This is a genomic window from Micromonospora halotolerans, from assembly GCF_032108445.1.
Classification (GTDB): domain Bacteria; phylum Actinomycetota; class Actinomycetes; order Mycobacteriales; family Micromonosporaceae; genus Micromonospora; species Micromonospora halotolerans.
This window is the reverse complement of sequence record NZ_CP134876.1, coordinates 6,431,152-6,445,176: the sequence shown is the minus strand read 5'-3', so window position 1 is coordinate 6,445,176 and position 14,025 is coordinate 6,431,152. Positions and strand designations below refer to the sequence as shown.

Here is a 14,025-nt window from a genome sequence, read left to right as displayed (position 1 = left end):
GGTATCGCCTCTTGACGGTGTACGCCGTACACCTTACTCTGACGTCAGGTGTACGCCGTACACCTTCGGGCGGTGGCGAGGTGGCCGGCCGGGCGGATGACCAGCACGAATGGATGTGCCATGACCCCCTCAGCCAAGCGAGAGTGGCTGGTCCCCGCCGGCCTGATCATGCTCAGCGCCGTTCCCGTGATCGCCGGCGCCGCCCGGGCCGCCGAACTCAGCGGCGGTGCGACGGTCACCCCGGACAACGCCCGGTTCTTCGCCTCACCGGCACCCGTGCTGGTGCACATCATCGGCGCCAGCGTGTACTGCTTCCTCGGCGCGTTCCAATTCGCCCCCGGCTTCCGCCGCCGCCGGCCCGGCTGGCACCGCCTCGCCGGCCGGTTGCTCGTCCCCTGCGGGATCGCCGCCGCCCTGTCGGGCCTGTGGATGACGCTGTTCTATCCCCGCCCGCCGATCGACCACGTGCTGGTGACCCCGATCCGGCTCGTCTTCGGCACGGCGATGCTCTGCTGCATCGTCCTCGGCCTCGCCGCCATCCTGCGTCGGGACATCCCCCGCCACCGGGCCTGGATGGCCCGCGGCTACGCCATCGGTCTCGGCGCGGGCACGCAGGTCCTGACCCACCTGCCCTGGATGCTGCTGGTCGGCCAGCCGAGCGGGATCGGCCGGGTGCTGATGATGCTCGCCGGCTGGGTGATCAACCTGGCCGTCGTCGAATGGGCGTTGCGCAGGCGGCCGGCCAGGCCGGCCCGGAGGATCCAGCTCCTCGCCGACACTCCTGCCGGCGTTGTTGCCAGCCAGTGACGGGAACACGAGGTGTCCTGACGCGATCCGGGCCCCGCCGGGGAGGTGTCACGAGGCGCGCGGCAGCGCCAGCCAGTCCTGCCAGGTGATGTCGCGGCCCAGGTAACGGGGCTGCCGGAAGGGCCAGTCGGCGGCGATCCACCGCGGCACCAGCGCGTCGAGCGCGCGCTCGGCCTCGCTGCCGACGAGGTCGTCCACCACCCACCAGGAGACCTCGCCGTCGGAGCCGGTGCGCTCGGGCGGGTCGATGTAGACGCAGCCGAGGATCGCCGTCTCCTTCTCGTCCAGCAGCGCGTAGTTGAACGACTGGTGCGCGGCGATCTCCTTCTCGTGCCGCAGCAGGTCGATGCGGTCCTCTTCGTAGGTCATCGTCGCCGGGGGCCAGGCCCACGCCGGGCCGAAGATCTCCCACAGGCGCTCCCGGGAGCCCATCACGGCGGGGTAGTCGAGCGCGGTGTCGGCCTCCCGGATCGGCCGCAGGTGAAGCGTGGTGTTGGGCACGGGCACGTGCACGGGGTGGACGAAGTCGTCCGGCAGCCAGCTCATAGGGGCCGAGGCTACAACCTCAGGGGTGCGGAATGATCCACGAGGCGCCGGCGGCCGATCGCTGGGCTTCGCGAGGCCTCCCCTGCCGGAACGGCTAGACGAGTAAGTCCGAAGTCGGGTTAGTGGTCGTAGGCGATCAGGGACCTGGTCACGGGTTGGCCGGTGGTCCGGTTGTGCCAGATAGCGGCGGTCGCCGCGAGGAGTCGCTGCGTGACCCGGACGGCGACCCCTCGATACTCCGGCCGCCGTGAAGCTCAAGGTCGAGTTGGCCCTTCAACGTGTCGTTCACCGACTCGACGAGCTGGCGGATCGGCTTCAACAGGTGCTCGTCCGGGCGTGGGTGCGGTTGCGGTACGACGGTCGCAGCAACCGCACCCCAGGCGCGGCCAGCCACCGATCCAACTCGGCCGAGACGTACCCCTTGCTACTGCGGCTGCAGACCGAGACGGCGTGCCGTCGGCGCGGAGCGCTGGCGCTGCGGCCGATCGACCTGGACCCAGATCTGTGCCTGATCCTCCTGGGAGAGAAGGGCGAGACGGTGCGGTGGCAGCCGGTGTCACCGACGCTGATGCGATACCTGCTACGACATGCCGAGCCGTCCGCCGGCTTGTGTTAGAGCCGGGTCGGCGACTGGCGGGGTGGCGGACGCCGATGCGCCCGACCTGCTGGTCGACCTGGACGTCCTCGGTGGCGACTCGTTTTGGGTGGCGCTGAACCGGCACGCCGACCGTCGCCGAGAACAGCAACTCGCTGGCATTCCCGACGACGTGCAGGCTTCGATCGCCTCAGCGGCTGCCCGCATGTCGGCCTCTCGGTCCGGTAGGGGCTCGCACACCGGGCGACGGCGACATGGCCGACTGCGCCGCTCGAGTGTTCGCGGCTGAGGGCTTGCGACCTGAATGTTCCTACTCGGGCTTCAGCGCGGCCAGCAGGGTCTTTTCGAGGATCTCGCCAGCAGCGTCCGTGGCCAGTCGTCCGGCGGCGGCCTCGTCGGCGGCCGCGTGCAGCAGTGTGTAAACGGTGGTGACCAGCCACTCCACCGGCAGGTCGGTGCGAAAGGCCCCCTCCGCCCGTCCGCGGGCGATGATCCGTTCGACATAGGCCATGGGCTGATCGTGGCGGCGGCGTACTTCGCCGGCAGGCAGGGCGCGCTGCGCGGCGGCGTGCAGGCTGCCGAACCGGCTGAGCAGCGGCCAGCAGGAACGGATCATCCGGGCGAACGCCTCAGCGGCCTGCCCTTCATCAGGTGAAACGGCCTCGATGATTCCGGTGCTCTCGGCGATCGTCTGTGCGAGCACACTCCTCAGCAAGTCCTCCCTGGACGGGAAATGCGCGTACAGGGTGACCCGGCCCAGACCGGCGGCCTTGGCGATGTCGGTCATGCTGGCGTCCGGGTCCCGGGCGAGAGAGTCCGCGGCGGCGGTGATGATCGCCGCGATGTTGCGTTCGGCGTCGGCCCTCTTGCGCGTCCCAGCCTTTCGGGCCCCGTGCTCTGCGGTGTGCGCCATGTCCACAGCATAGACGTAGTCGAACAGCACTGTTTGACTTATTGCCCTCACGGAGTATGTTCAAGCCGAACAGGCCTGTACGACTTGCGCCAGCGGGTCGCCGGCGTCATCGCCCATCCCTCCAACCGCCAAAACGGAGTGCACATGGCCCACCCCTCGCATGCGCTGCACTGCCCGCCGAAGCCCGAGACCTCGGCACATCCGCGCCGCTGGGCGGCGCTCGCGCTGATCAGCGTTGCCCAGTTCATGTTGATCCTCGACGTGACGGTGGTGAACGTCGCTCTGCCCGAGATCGGCGCTGATCTGCGGCTCGACCGCACCGCGCTCACCTGGGCGATCACCGCCTACACCCTGTTCTTCGGCGGGCTGATGCTGCTCGGCGGCCGGCTCGCCGACCTGTTCGGAGCCCGCAGGATGATGCTGATCGGCCTGGCGGTCTTCACCCTCGCCTCGCTGGGCACCGGACTCGCCCAGAACGAGGTGCTGCTCATCGGCGGACGCATCACACAAGGCATCGGGGCAGCCCTGCTGTCACCCGCGGCGCTGTCGACCGTCACCACGACCTTCCACGGCACCGAGCGCAACAAGGCGCTCGGCATCTGGGCGGGGCTCGGCGGCATTGGCTTCGCGGCCGGGGTGCTGTTCGGCGGGATCCTCACCGCCGGTCCCGGCTGGCGATGGGCGTTCTTCGTCAACGTGCCGGTCGGCGTCGCCGTGCTGGCGTCCCTCCCGGCGACCGTCCCCGCCGTCCTCCGACCGCACCGCGACCAGCGGCGTATCGACATTTCCGGAGCGCTGGCCGTGACCGCCGCCACCGGCTCGCTCATCTACGCGCTCGTCACCGCCGGGGATCACGGCTGGGGCGCCTCCGCAACTCTGGTGCCGCTGGCCGCTGCCGCCCTGCTGTACGGGGTGTTCGCCGGCATCGAACGGACAGCGCGTTCCCCGCTCATGCAGGTAGGCATGCTGGCCCGCCGCCCGGTGGCCGCCGGCGCATTCCTGATGCTCGTCGGCTCTGGTCTGCTGATCTCGCTGTTCTTCCTTGGGTCGCTCTTCCTGCAGCACCTACGCCACCTCGGCGCACTGGAGACGGGGCTGTTGTTCCTGCCCGCCGCGCTGGCCACCGGGATCGGGGCGCACCTGGCTGGCCGCCTCGTCGGCAGCATCGGGACCCGGCCAGTCGCCGCCGCCGGCCTCGCGCTCGTGGCAGCCGGCACCGGACTGCTCACGCGGCTTTCCGTGGACGGCAGCGTCTACACCGAGCTGTTGCCCGGGATCGTCATCGCCGCGGTCGGAGTCGGCCCGGTCTTCGTCACCGCCACCACCTCCGCGCTGGCCCACGTCGATCATGGAGAGGAAGGGCTCGCCTCCGGTGTGATCAACACCTTCCACGAGTTCGGCGGCGCCATCGGCGTCGCGATGGCCTCCTCCCTCGCCGCAGCCGGGCTCACCAGCGTGCCCTCCATCGGCGGGTTCACCGACGCCTACACCGCGACGGCCATCGCGGCCGCCGCGGCAGCCGTCCTCGTTCTGGCACTGGTCCCACCAGGCAAGCCGGCGAACAGCCGGCTCCCACACGCCCACTGAAACCACCAGACACAGAGACTGATTCACGGATCCGACCTGCGCCGCAGTGCCGGGAGCGATGGGAGAAATACAGATGGACTTGGGGGCCGACACCAAAGTCGTGCTGCTGGCGGCTGGGCTGATCTTCCTGTGGGCGTTGGTGCTGGGGATGTGGAAATACCGGCAGATGGCCGGGTCCAGGGACCACGTGGCTCATCCGTACGTCGATATGGCGCATCGTGCCGCGCTGCTCTACTCGTTCGCGACCCTGCTGGTCGCCACGTTCGTCCAGTTCAGCGGCTGGAACGCGATCATGAACCTGCTGTCCGCCGGGGCGATCGTGCTGTTCTTCATGGCCGCCATCGGCACGTACGTCTATCACGGCTGGCGCCGTGACACCGACAACCAGTTTCGTGACCGGGTCCGTGGCACCACGCCATTCATGATCGCGCTAATCGTTGCCGAGACCGGCGGTTTCACCGTCCTACTCTTCGGCTTCGTGCGGGCGCAACTGCTCTGAGCCGCCACACAACGGCCCCGTCACCGCCGGGATCGATCTCTGCCTCGCCCTGGTGACTGAAGACCACGGCCACGCGCTGGCCCGGAAAGTGGCCCGTGGACTGGTGGTGTATTTGCACCGGCCGGGCGGGCGACCAGTTCAGCACGCCGATGCAGGTAGGCACACCGCGCACAGAGCCGCTGCGGGAGCTGCAGGCGTTCATCGGCGCCCACCCACCCCGCCGACGACCTGAGTGCCTGCACTGGCCCGGCGAGTCGGGATGAGCGAGCGCCACTTCTCCCGAATTTTCACCGACCAGACCGGCATGTCGCCCGGCCGGTACGTCGAGCGCAGCCGCGCCGACGCCGCTCGCCGGCTGCTGGAAACCACTGGCTACCCGCTCGACCGCATCGCGAGACAGTCCGGGCTCGGTGCGCCGGAAACCCTCTACCGCGTCTTCCGCCGGCACTGGCGGATCTCACCAGGCGACTACCGCCGCCGCTTTCACACAAAGGAGAACTGACCCATGCAGGTCGCCATCCCTCTCTACCCTCGCTTCACCGCCCTGGACGCGGTCGGCCCCTACACAGTCCTGGCCTTCGCGCCGGGCTGGACGGTCACTTTCGTAGCCGCCACACCCGGCCCGGTCATCGACGACAAAGGTGGCCTGTCGATCACCGCCACCGCCTCCTTCGAGGACCTGCCCCGGCCGGATGTGCTCCTGGTCCCCGGTGGTCCCGGAACCGTCGCCGCTGCGGGCGACGAGAAGCTGCTTTCCTGGATCCGCGCCGCGCATCAGCACACCAGGTGGACTACCTCGGTGTGCAGCGGCTCGTTCGTCCTCGGCGCAGCCGGCGTGCTGGCCGGGCAGAAGGCGACCAGCCACTGGGGCTGGGCTGACCGGCTGCCAGCCGTGGGCGCCGAACACATCAAGCAACGCGTGGTGATCGACGGCAAGATCGTCACAGCGGCCGGAGTTTCCTCCGGCATCGACATGGCGCTGATCCTCCTCGCCGAGGCGCAGGACGCGGAAACAGCACGGACCGTGCAGCTCGCCATCGAGTACGACCCTCAGCCACCGTTCGATGCCGGCAATCCGCACACCGCGCCGGCCGCCCGGCGGGAGGCCGCGCTGAGCCTGATCTTCTGACGACCTTGAGGACTGGGCCTACAACGTGTCGTTCACCGACTCGATGAGCTGGCGGATCGGTTCCAACAGGTGCTCGTCCTGGCGTGGGGTGCGGTTGCGGTACGACCGTCGCAGCAACCGCACCCCACGCTCGGCCAGCCACCGATCCAACTCGGCCGAGACGTAACCCTTGTCCGCCACGATCAGCAGACCCGGACGATCGGTGACAAGGTCCGGGTCATGTTCGAGGACCGCGGTCAACACCTGCGCCCAGGCGACCGGCAGACCGGACGGGGTACAGATCAGATGCAGGCGCAAACCCCAGAAGAACCTGGAGTGCGAGGCGCAGTAGCCGTACCCGGCCCACCCCGCCCGGACCTTTTCACCGTCGGCCTCGACCGGCCGCATTCCACCGGTGTCGAGTCCACCACCCAGGTCGCATCCGACCACAGGTCGGTGTCCGCGGCAACCGCCCGGATTGCCCGCTTGAGCAGCGGCAACGCAGCCCGCAACCGCTTGTTGTAACCGGACTGCCCCGGCAGGTACGGGAACGCCCCCGGCGGATGCCCGGGAACGAACCGCAACCAACGGGCCTCGGGACGCATCTTGCGGGCCGGCCGGGCGCCGCCGGGACACCCGGCTGGCTGCCGGAGGCGACGTTGTAGAGGATGAGGAACTCGCCCGCGCCGGCCCGGCACCGGCAGGTGACGTCGAGATACTCGCACGGCTCGGCGGCGCAGTCGTCGTAGCCCGTCGCGGCGGCGGGTGCGGTGACGTCGGGCGCGATGGGTCGGGCCACCTCCGGGCGCGCGCTGGCGGCCAGGCATGGACAGGTAGGTCAGGTAGCGCTGCGGGTCGCGGATCGCGCCCCTCGGCCCCAGGTGGGCCGGCACCGTGCCGAGCGCAAGCAGCGCGGCCAGCCCGTGCCGCACCGCGTCGTCACCCGACAGCTGCCCCGGTGGTACGCCGCGAGAATCTTCTCGCCAGGGCCGAAGTCCGGCGGGGCGGCCTTGGCACGCGGCCCATCTGCGGGCGGTGACACCGCCCGGAACGGCTTGGCCCGTTGGACAGGCGGCGGGGTCGCCTCGGGGCCCGGGGTGGCCGGTGTCCGGGCGGTGCCGACGGTGCGGTCCGCAGCGGGCGCCGCAGGTGCAGCCTGCGCCGCGCCGCCGGTCAGCGCGGCGGCGGCCAGCACGACGCGGCGCTGACCAGGGCCAGGGGTCTTCTCATCTCGCTCCCTCGGAAATCGGGAGGACCGCCCGCCTGCCGGTGCGACCAGGGTGCGGCCGTGAACGTTGTTCAGCGGCGGTTGATGATTGGCTGACCGTCAGCCCGATCCACGCGCAAGGAAGCCTCCTGGCGAATCTGTGGTGTCGCCGCGGGATTCACCAGGAGGCTTCGCCGGCACCGTCAGGTCTCGGGGATCTCACCCACAAGCAGTCAGCCAGCCGGCGGCGGCGCCGGCCCGAGCCGACGCGGGCCTACCCGGCCGCTACTTGCCGGACCAGGACCAGAGGTAGCTGAGGTCCATGATGTAGTACTGCTCCAGATAGCCGCCGGACGCGGAGTGCGAGCCTGCCTCGACCCAGTCGAAGTTGCACCTGACCCAGGTGCCGTAGCCGTGGTTGTTCCGGCAGAGGCGGTCGCTGACGCCGTTGGCAGAGCCGACGTAGCCGATCGCGGCGTAGCCGTCGGCCCTGCCATCCCTGACGTAGACGTAGTCGCCGTCGTAGTCGACGCAGACCGACGTGGACCCGTAACTCAAGCTCGCCGTCATGCACTGGCCTTCCACGAGCCCGGCCGCCACGCCGGTCTGGCAACTCGCATAGTCGTACTCACACGTCTTGTAGTAGTTGTCCTCGGCCATGGCTGCCGACGGCAGGCCGAACACGGCGACCATGGCGGCCGCGACGAGCACCGCACCGCGCCTCACGGTCCGGTTCAGCTTGTGGCGCAGTCGATCGGCAATAGTTCTCAAGCGGACTGTCCAATCTAGATTGTGAACCTCGCGCTCTGCGATCATCGCACTCTATATACAACGGTTTGACGTGTCGGTGCCCCGGAGATTTGGGTCGTGTTCACGAAGCCGGCCGCCCTTGTCCTGGTCGTAGTAGAAGTCGTGCGTGTTGATGCGGGTCCGTGCCGGTGGCCAGCAGGGCGAAGTGTCCGGCGTTGTCGACCTTCAGCATGTTGCTGATGTCCGTCTGCTTCGACTCGGTTGCGCCGTCCTTGGCCAGGCTCTTGATGTAGTACGGCTGGTCGGTCGGCAGCGCGACCGGGTCGGGCGTCGGCCGCGTCAGACCATGACATCAGGTCGCCATCCAAGGTCGTGACCTATGGGGCGAAACCGGTCTCCTCGTCTGCGGCAGCGATCTGGTCGTGGAAGCGTTTGTGAACCCAATGACGCTCGCCGAGTAGGTTCACCTGCCCCCACCGGCCGGAGACCGGACCAAGTCGGGTATGACGTGGCATCATGCCCGCCAGCCGCTGTGGTCTGGCGCCGCCGGACAGCTTGCTGCTGTCCAACACGTAGATGGCGTCCTGGGTGACCGCCACGCACCGGTACTTGTTCCAGAACATCGTCAGGCCGGTGAGATAAGTGATGACGAAGAACCAGAAGTTCGGCGCGCTCTGGCAGATGAACACCTGCCGGATCGCGCTGCCAACGGGCAGGAACGGTGCCGAGCGCTGCACCAGGTCCTGCCGCGGCTCGGGGTCGCGCCGGCCGATCTCGTCAGCGGTCATACCGTCGCACCTTCCCTGTCGCGCGTATCCGCATTGACGAGACTGTCACGTCGCCGGGCTGCGCCGCTCGCGTGTGGGCCTGCGCGGCTCTGCCGCCTGCCAGCATGCCGGATCACGAAGTCCGGCTGGAATACCAGGACGTCGCCAACGCCTTGACCGACGGTGGCTTGGAGCGCCTGCGGTTCGTGGCCAACCGCAGCCTCAGCAGCAGTGCGGCCCGCGCGGGGTGATGCACGACCGAACCCGGGGATATTGGGTGGGTACGTCACCAGCCCGCTCGGTAGTTTTGGCAGGTGCCCCCACAGATTCCGCATCCCGAGCCCGGTGTGCCGGACACGAGGGGGCCGATGCGGTACGTCTGGTGGCTGGTTCGCTGCCAACCCTGGCGGGTGCTGCGAGGCACCGTGGTCGGCACGGCGTGGATGATCGGGCTGTCGGTCCGGCCGTACCTCGTCTCCCGCGCCGTCGACGACGGACTGCGCGCGCACGACACCCGAGCCCTGCTGCTATGGGTCGCGGCAATCGTCGTCGCCGGGGTGGGGCTGTCGTACCTGGGCATCATGCGGCACCGCACGATGACCTTCGTCCGGGAGGACGCTACAGCCCGCTCCGCGGCGGCCCTGCTGCGCCAGTTGTCTCGGATCGGCGCGGTGCTGCCGCGCCGGCTCGCCGCGGGGGAGGTCGCCACGGTCGGCGGCTCCGACATCGGCTACACGTCGCAGGTGCTGACCATGACCGGCCCGGGCGTTGGTGCCGTCATCGCGTACGCGGTCATCGCCGTCGTGCTGTGGTCGGTCTCTCCGTTGCTGGCGCTGTGTGTGCTGCTGGGCGTGCCAGCGATCGCGCTGATCATCGGACCGCTGCTGCGCCGCCTCGAACGGGCGGAGTCCGTCTACCGACACCAGCAGGGCGTCCTCACCACCAGGGCCGGCGACATCGTGGCCGGGCTGCGGGTGCTGGCCGGGGTCGGCGGCCGCGGCCTGTTCGCCCGCCGGTACGCCGCCCGCTCCCAGGACCTGCTCGCCGAGGGCTATCGGGTCGGTGCCGTCTACAGCTGGATCGGCGCGTTGACGGTCGCCATACCGGGGCTGTTCCTCGCGGCCGTGGTGTGGCTCGCGGCCCGCATGGCGGTCGCTGGCGACATCACGGTCGGGCAAATGGTCGCCGTCTACGGATACGTGGCGACGCTCATCGTGCCGGTCTGGTTCCTGCTCGAGGGAAGCTACGGGGTGATCCGGGGCCGCGTCGCCGCCCGCCGCATCATCGCCCTGCTCAACCTGACCCCGGACCACGTCGGCGGCACGACCCCGCAGGACGTGGGCGGGCCGGGAAACGTACCCGGTGCCCGCCGGCCGCTAGCCAGGTCCGCGCCGGTACGGCCCGCAGACCTGTACGACCCCGCTTGCGGACTGGCCGTGCGCGACGGTCGGCTGATCGGCGTCGCCGCCGACGACCCGGCCGAGGCCATCGCCCTGGCCGACCGGCTCGGACGCTACGTCGTCAGCGACGTGACCTGGGGCGGCGTGCCGCTGACCGAGATCGCACTCGACCAGGTACGCGCCCGGATCCTGGTCGCCGACCACGACTCCTACCTCTTCGCCGGGACCCTACGGGACATCCTGCGTGGCCGGGCGTCGAGCGCCGACGGCCCGGCGGGGAACGGCGACGGCCGCGCCCGAGCAGGGAACGGCGACACCCTCGCCCAGAAGGGAGGCGCTGACCACCGGATCACGGCGGCCCTGCGTATCGCGTCGGCGGAGGACGTCGCCGACGCGCTGCCCGACGGGCTCGGCACCCCGATCGACACCCGGGCCCGCACACTCTCCGGCGGCCAGCGCCAACGGGTACGGCTGGCCCGGGCGCTGCTCGCCGAACCTGAGGTGCTGATCCTCATCGACCCGACGTCGGCGGTGGACGCGCACACGGAGGCGCGGATCGCCGAGCGGCTGCGCGTCGCGCGGGCCGGGCGGACCACCATCGTGCTCGCTACGTCACCGTTGCTGCTCGGGCACGCCGACACGGTCGCGCATCTGAGCGAAGGTCGGATCGTCGCCACCGGCACGCACGCCGAACTGCTCGAACAGGACCGGGGCTACCGGCAGTTGGTGGCCCGGGGCGGCGACGCCCTCGACGTCGAAGACTTCACCGGGCCCAAGAGGGCGCTGCGGTGAGCCGGCTGCCGGTAGCGGACTGGGCCGCGGTCCGACGGGAGATGCTGGACCTCGTCGGCCGGGACCGGCGCGCGGTCCTGGTCGTGCTGGTGTTGCACGGTGCCGCCGCGATCGCCGGACTCGCCGCGCCGTGGCTGCTTGGCACCATCGTCGACCAGGTTGCCGCCGGCGCGGGCGTCGCCACCGTGGACCGCTTGGCGGCGGCGATCGGCGGATGCGTTCTGGTGCAGGCGCTGCTCTCCCGGTACGCCCAGTACGCCGGTCACCGGTTCGGGGAGCGGGCGGTTGCCCGGCTGCGCGAGGAGTTCATCCGCACGACGCTGGGCCTGCCCGTCGGCGTCGTGGAGCGGGCCGGCTCCGGGGACCTCGCCACCCGCAGCTCCGTCGACGTGTCAACGGCCGGGACCACCGTCCGCGACGTCGTGCCTACCATCGTCATCGCATCGGCGCAGCTGACGCTGCTGTTCGGGGCGATCTTCCTGCTGCACCCCATGCTCGGCCTGGTCGCGCTGGCCGGGCTGCCGCCGATCTGGGCGGCGAGCCGCTGGTACCTGCGGCGGGCCAGCGCCGCTTACCTCGCCGAGGGCGCCGCCACGGCGGAGCTGACCGAGACGCTGACCACCACCGCCGAGGGCGCGCGCACCGTGGAGGCGCTGCGCCTCACTGACGATCGGATCGTCCATGGCACCGAGCGCATCGCCCGGGTGTGGGCCACCCGACGGGCGACGCTCGCGCTGCGGACCGTGTTCTACACGGTGGTGGAGGCCAGCTATCCGTTGCCGATCGCCGCAGTGCTGCTGGTCGGCGGCTTCTTCATGTCCAAGGGGCTGGTCTCGCTCGGTGAAGTGGTCGCCGCCGCGCTCTATCTTCAGCAGGCGATCGAGCCGTTGGACCGGATCCTGCAGTGGACCGAACAGGCGCAGCGCGGCTTCGCGTCATTCGCCCGCGTGCTCGGCGTCGGCCAGGTGCCACCGGAGCCGCCCGGCAAGGCTTCCGCGCCACCCGGGGAGCGGCTCGTCGTGCGCGGCGCCCGATTCTCGTACACCGACGGCCACGACGTCCTGCACGGCATCGACCTGGAGGTACGGCCCGGCGAGCGGTTGGCTATCGTCGGCCCGTCGGGTGCCGGGAAATCCACCCTGGCCCGGCTGCTGGCCGGGATCGACGCGCCGCGACAGGGCGTGGTCAGCATCGGCGGCTGCCCGGTCACCGACCTGGATCCCGCCGAGCGCCGCCGCCGGATCGCCCTGGTCACCCAGGAACACCACGTCTTCATCGGCTCTGTGCGCGACAACCTCTCCTTCGCCGCGCCGGACGCGTCCGACGAACAGATGCGAGCCGCGCTGGTCGCCGTCGGCGCCGACTGGTACGCCGAGCTGCCCCACGGCCTCGACACGGAACTCGGCGACGGGGCCAGGCAACTCGGGGCGGCCGATGCGCAGCAGCTCGCGCTGGCCCGGCTGGTGCTCGCCGACCCCCACACGCTGATCCTCGACGAGGCGACAGCCGCGCTCGATCCGACCACCGCCCGGCGTACCGAGCGCGCGCTGGCGGCCGTGCTCACCGGCCGGACCGTCATCGCGATCGCGCACCGGCTCAACACCGCGCACGACGCCGACCGGGTCGCCGTGATGGAGAACGGCCGGATCACCGAACTCGGCAGCCACGACGAACTCATCCGCGCCGACGGCGCCTACGCCTCCCTCTGGCGCTCCTGGCACAGCTGAGAGGTCCGTGCAGCTGACGTACCGAAGGGCGCCGCGGTGAGGTAACGCTTCGGCCATCGTCAACGCGCTGGTCAGGCTCGCGCTGCCCCAGTCAGTCCGTGACATGATTGCGCCCATGGGGAAGCAGCAGGACGTCGGCGGGCCTGATCGTCACAGCGCGTCAGGTACCACCGCCCACCGTGCGATCGGTGGGAGCGTCGACGCGCGGCTCGCCATCGCGCAGGACCCCGCAACGCCACAGACGACCCTCATCGACTTAGCGTCCGACCCGTCGGCTGTGGTCCGTAAGGCGGTCGCGGCCCGGGCCGACGCACCCGCGCAGGCACTGCGACCGCTGACTCGGGACCATGATCGTCAGGTCCGGGAGGCCGTGGCAAGAAACCCTTCGACCTCGGTCGCCAACCTCTTGCGTCTCGTCAAAGACGCCGACCGGTGGGTCCGCTGGGCGGTCGCCGGCAACCCGGCTTGCGACGAGTCGGTTCGCCGGGTGATGTCAGAGGCACCCGACAAGGAGCTTCGTGGCCTCCTCGCGGAGATGCGAGAGTTGGAGCCCGATCTGGCCGCCAGCCTGATCGACGACGTCTCACCCGAGGTACGGGAACGACTCGCCACCCACACCCACGACCCCGACGTGATCACCGCTCTGATGGCCGATCGCACCGCACGCGTACGCAAGGGGGTCGCCCGCAACCCCCGGACCACCGCCGAGCAGCGCAGCGCGCTTGCCCAGGACCCCGTGGTCGACGTCCGTGCCGCGCTGGTCCGCACGGTCCAGCTGGACGAGGCCGATCTGGAACGCCTGGTTGACGACCGTTCGGTGCAGGTCCGACTGGCGATGGCAAAATCCGAGGTCATCCCGCCGCACATCCGGCGGGCCCTCGAGCGCGATCCCGACGATACGGTGGCCGGCGCGGCACGGAGTTTCCGCCCGGCATCTGGCAACTCCCCAGTGATACGGGCTCCACGCGTCGGTCACCGGCCCTCCGGGACCGGCCCAGGTCGACCGGGCGGCGCCGCACGCTAAGGCCGCGGCATCTCTGCCACGGCCCGCACCGGGCGGGCACGTCCCGCCACTGCGAACCTAGCCTGGTCCGCCACCGGTTCCGTCGATCAACTGCCGTCTCGTCCACTTCAGCAGACGACCCCGTCAAGGCTCGTGGTTGGGTCACGGTTCAGGTGTGGGTGGTCGATCACCCGGATGACGCCAGCATGGCTGCGGGCCCGCGACGCACAGGTTGAAGATCAAGCTAGGTGGCACCCAGGCGGTACGGCGTCGTTTGGTGGTTCTTCGTTTGGCGCCCGAGGGGCGAAGCCGACCCCATACCCA

13 protein-coding genes and 2 pseudogenes are annotated in these 14,025 nt (G+C 70.2%); 9 read left to right on the top strand and 6 right to left on the bottom strand.

The window, feature by feature from the left end; genetic code table 11:
* Positions 1-120 precede the first annotated feature (120 nt).
* A complete protein-coding gene (locus tag RMN56_RS30180) occupies positions 121-807 on the top strand; it encodes a DUF2306 domain-containing protein (RefSeq protein ID WP_313721257.1) in 687 nt (228 codons plus the stop codon).
* A gap of 48 nt (positions 808-855) precedes the next feature.
* Here RMN56_RS30180 and RMN56_RS30175 read toward each other — a convergent pair whose 3' ends face one another.
* The 3 genes and pseudogenes from RMN56_RS30175 to RMN56_RS30160 all read right to left on the bottom strand — a co-directional run bounded on the left by RMN56_RS30175 (position 856) and on the right by RMN56_RS30160 (position 2,891).
* On the bottom strand, positions 856-1,353 hold the full coding sequence (locus RMN56_RS30175) for a GNAT family N-acetyltransferase (RefSeq protein ID WP_313721256.1): 498 nt from the start codon (positions 1,351-1,353) through the stop codon (positions 856-858).
* 119 nt (positions 1,354-1,472) lie between these two features.
* Positions 1,473-1,782: pseudogene (locus tag RMN56_RS32905) on the bottom strand (IS982 family transposase); the annotation flags it as partial.
* Between the two features lie 476 nt (positions 1,783-2,258).
* Positions 2,259-2,891, bottom strand: a complete 633-nt coding sequence (locus tag RMN56_RS30160) for a TetR/AcrR family transcriptional regulator (protein WP_313721255.1) — start codon at positions 2,889-2,891, stop codon at positions 2,259-2,261.
* Positions 2,892-2,945: 54 nt separating this feature from the next.
* Between RMN56_RS30160 and RMN56_RS30155 the strand changes: the two genes are divergently transcribed.
* The 4 genes from RMN56_RS30155 to RMN56_RS30140 all read left to right on the top strand — a co-directional run bounded on the left by RMN56_RS30155 (position 2,946) and on the right by RMN56_RS30140 (position 6,076).
* Positions 2,946-4,448 carry an MFS transporter gene (locus tag RMN56_RS30155; RefSeq protein ID WP_313721254.1) on the top strand — a complete coding sequence of 501 codons (1,503 nt, stop codon included), beginning with the start codon at positions 2,946-2,948 and terminating at the stop codon, positions 4,446-4,448.
* Positions 4,449-4,521: 73 nt separating this feature from the next.
* On the top strand, positions 4,522-4,947 hold the full coding sequence (locus tag RMN56_RS30150; protein WP_313721253.1) for a hypothetical protein: 426 nt from the start codon (positions 4,522-4,524) through the stop codon (positions 4,945-4,947).
* 232 nt (positions 4,948-5,179) lie between these two features.
* Positions 5,180-5,449 (top strand): helix-turn-helix domain-containing protein, encoded by a 270-nt coding sequence (locus tag RMN56_RS30145; protein ID WP_313721252.1) that lies wholly within the window; start codon positions 5,180-5,182, stop codon positions 5,447-5,449.
* A 3-nt stretch (positions 5,450-5,452) separates the two neighbouring features.
* Positions 5,453-6,076: a DJ-1/PfpI family protein gene (locus tag RMN56_RS30140; RefSeq protein WP_313721251.1), complete on the top strand. Its 624-nt coding sequence runs from the start codon at positions 5,453-5,455 to the stop codon at positions 6,074-6,076.
* A 21-nt stretch (positions 6,077-6,097) separates the two neighbouring features.
* On the opposite strand, the pseudogene RMN56_RS30135 reads toward RMN56_RS30140, so the two are convergent.
* From RMN56_RS30135 to RMN56_RS30125, 3 genes and pseudogenes are all read right to left on the bottom strand, one after another.
* Positions 6,098-6,660 (bottom strand): annotated as a pseudogene (locus RMN56_RS30135) (transposase); the annotation flags it as partial.
* 887 nt (positions 6,661-7,547) lie between these two features.
* Positions 7,548-8,078 (bottom strand): hypothetical protein, encoded by a 531-nt coding sequence (locus RMN56_RS30130; RefSeq protein WP_313721249.1) that lies wholly within the window; start codon positions 8,076-8,078, stop codon positions 7,548-7,550.
* A 311-nt stretch (positions 8,079-8,389) separates the two neighbouring features.
* A complete protein-coding gene (locus RMN56_RS30125) occupies positions 8,390-8,800 on the bottom strand; it encodes a hypothetical protein (RefSeq protein WP_313721247.1) in 411 nt (136 codons plus the stop codon).
* A gap of 104 nt (positions 8,801-8,904) precedes the next feature.
* On the opposite strand from RMN56_RS30125, the gene RMN56_RS30120 reads away from it, so the two are divergent.
* From RMN56_RS30120 to RMN56_RS30105, 4 genes are all read left to right on the top strand, one after another.
* Entirely contained in the window at positions 8,905-9,030 is a 126-nt protein-coding gene (locus tag RMN56_RS30120) for a hypothetical protein (protein ID WP_313721246.1), read from the top strand.
* A gap of 117 nt (positions 9,031-9,147) precedes the next feature.
* Positions 9,148-10,971, top strand: a complete 1,824-nt coding sequence (locus tag RMN56_RS30115; RefSeq protein WP_313721245.1) for an ABC transporter ATP-binding protein — start codon at positions 9,148-9,150, stop codon at positions 10,969-10,971.
* A 41-nt stretch (positions 10,972-11,012) separates the two neighbouring features.
* Complete coding sequence (locus tag RMN56_RS30110) at positions 11,013-12,698, top strand: ABC transporter ATP-binding protein (protein WP_313724891.1); 1,686 nt, start codon at positions 11,013-11,015, stop codon at positions 12,696-12,698.
* Positions 12,699-12,813: 115 nt separating this feature from the next.
* Positions 12,814-13,722, top strand: coding sequence for a hypothetical protein (locus RMN56_RS30105; RefSeq protein WP_313721244.1), 909 nt, complete (start codon positions 12,814-12,816; stop codon positions 13,720-13,722).
* Positions 13,723-14,025 lie beyond the last annotated feature (303 nt).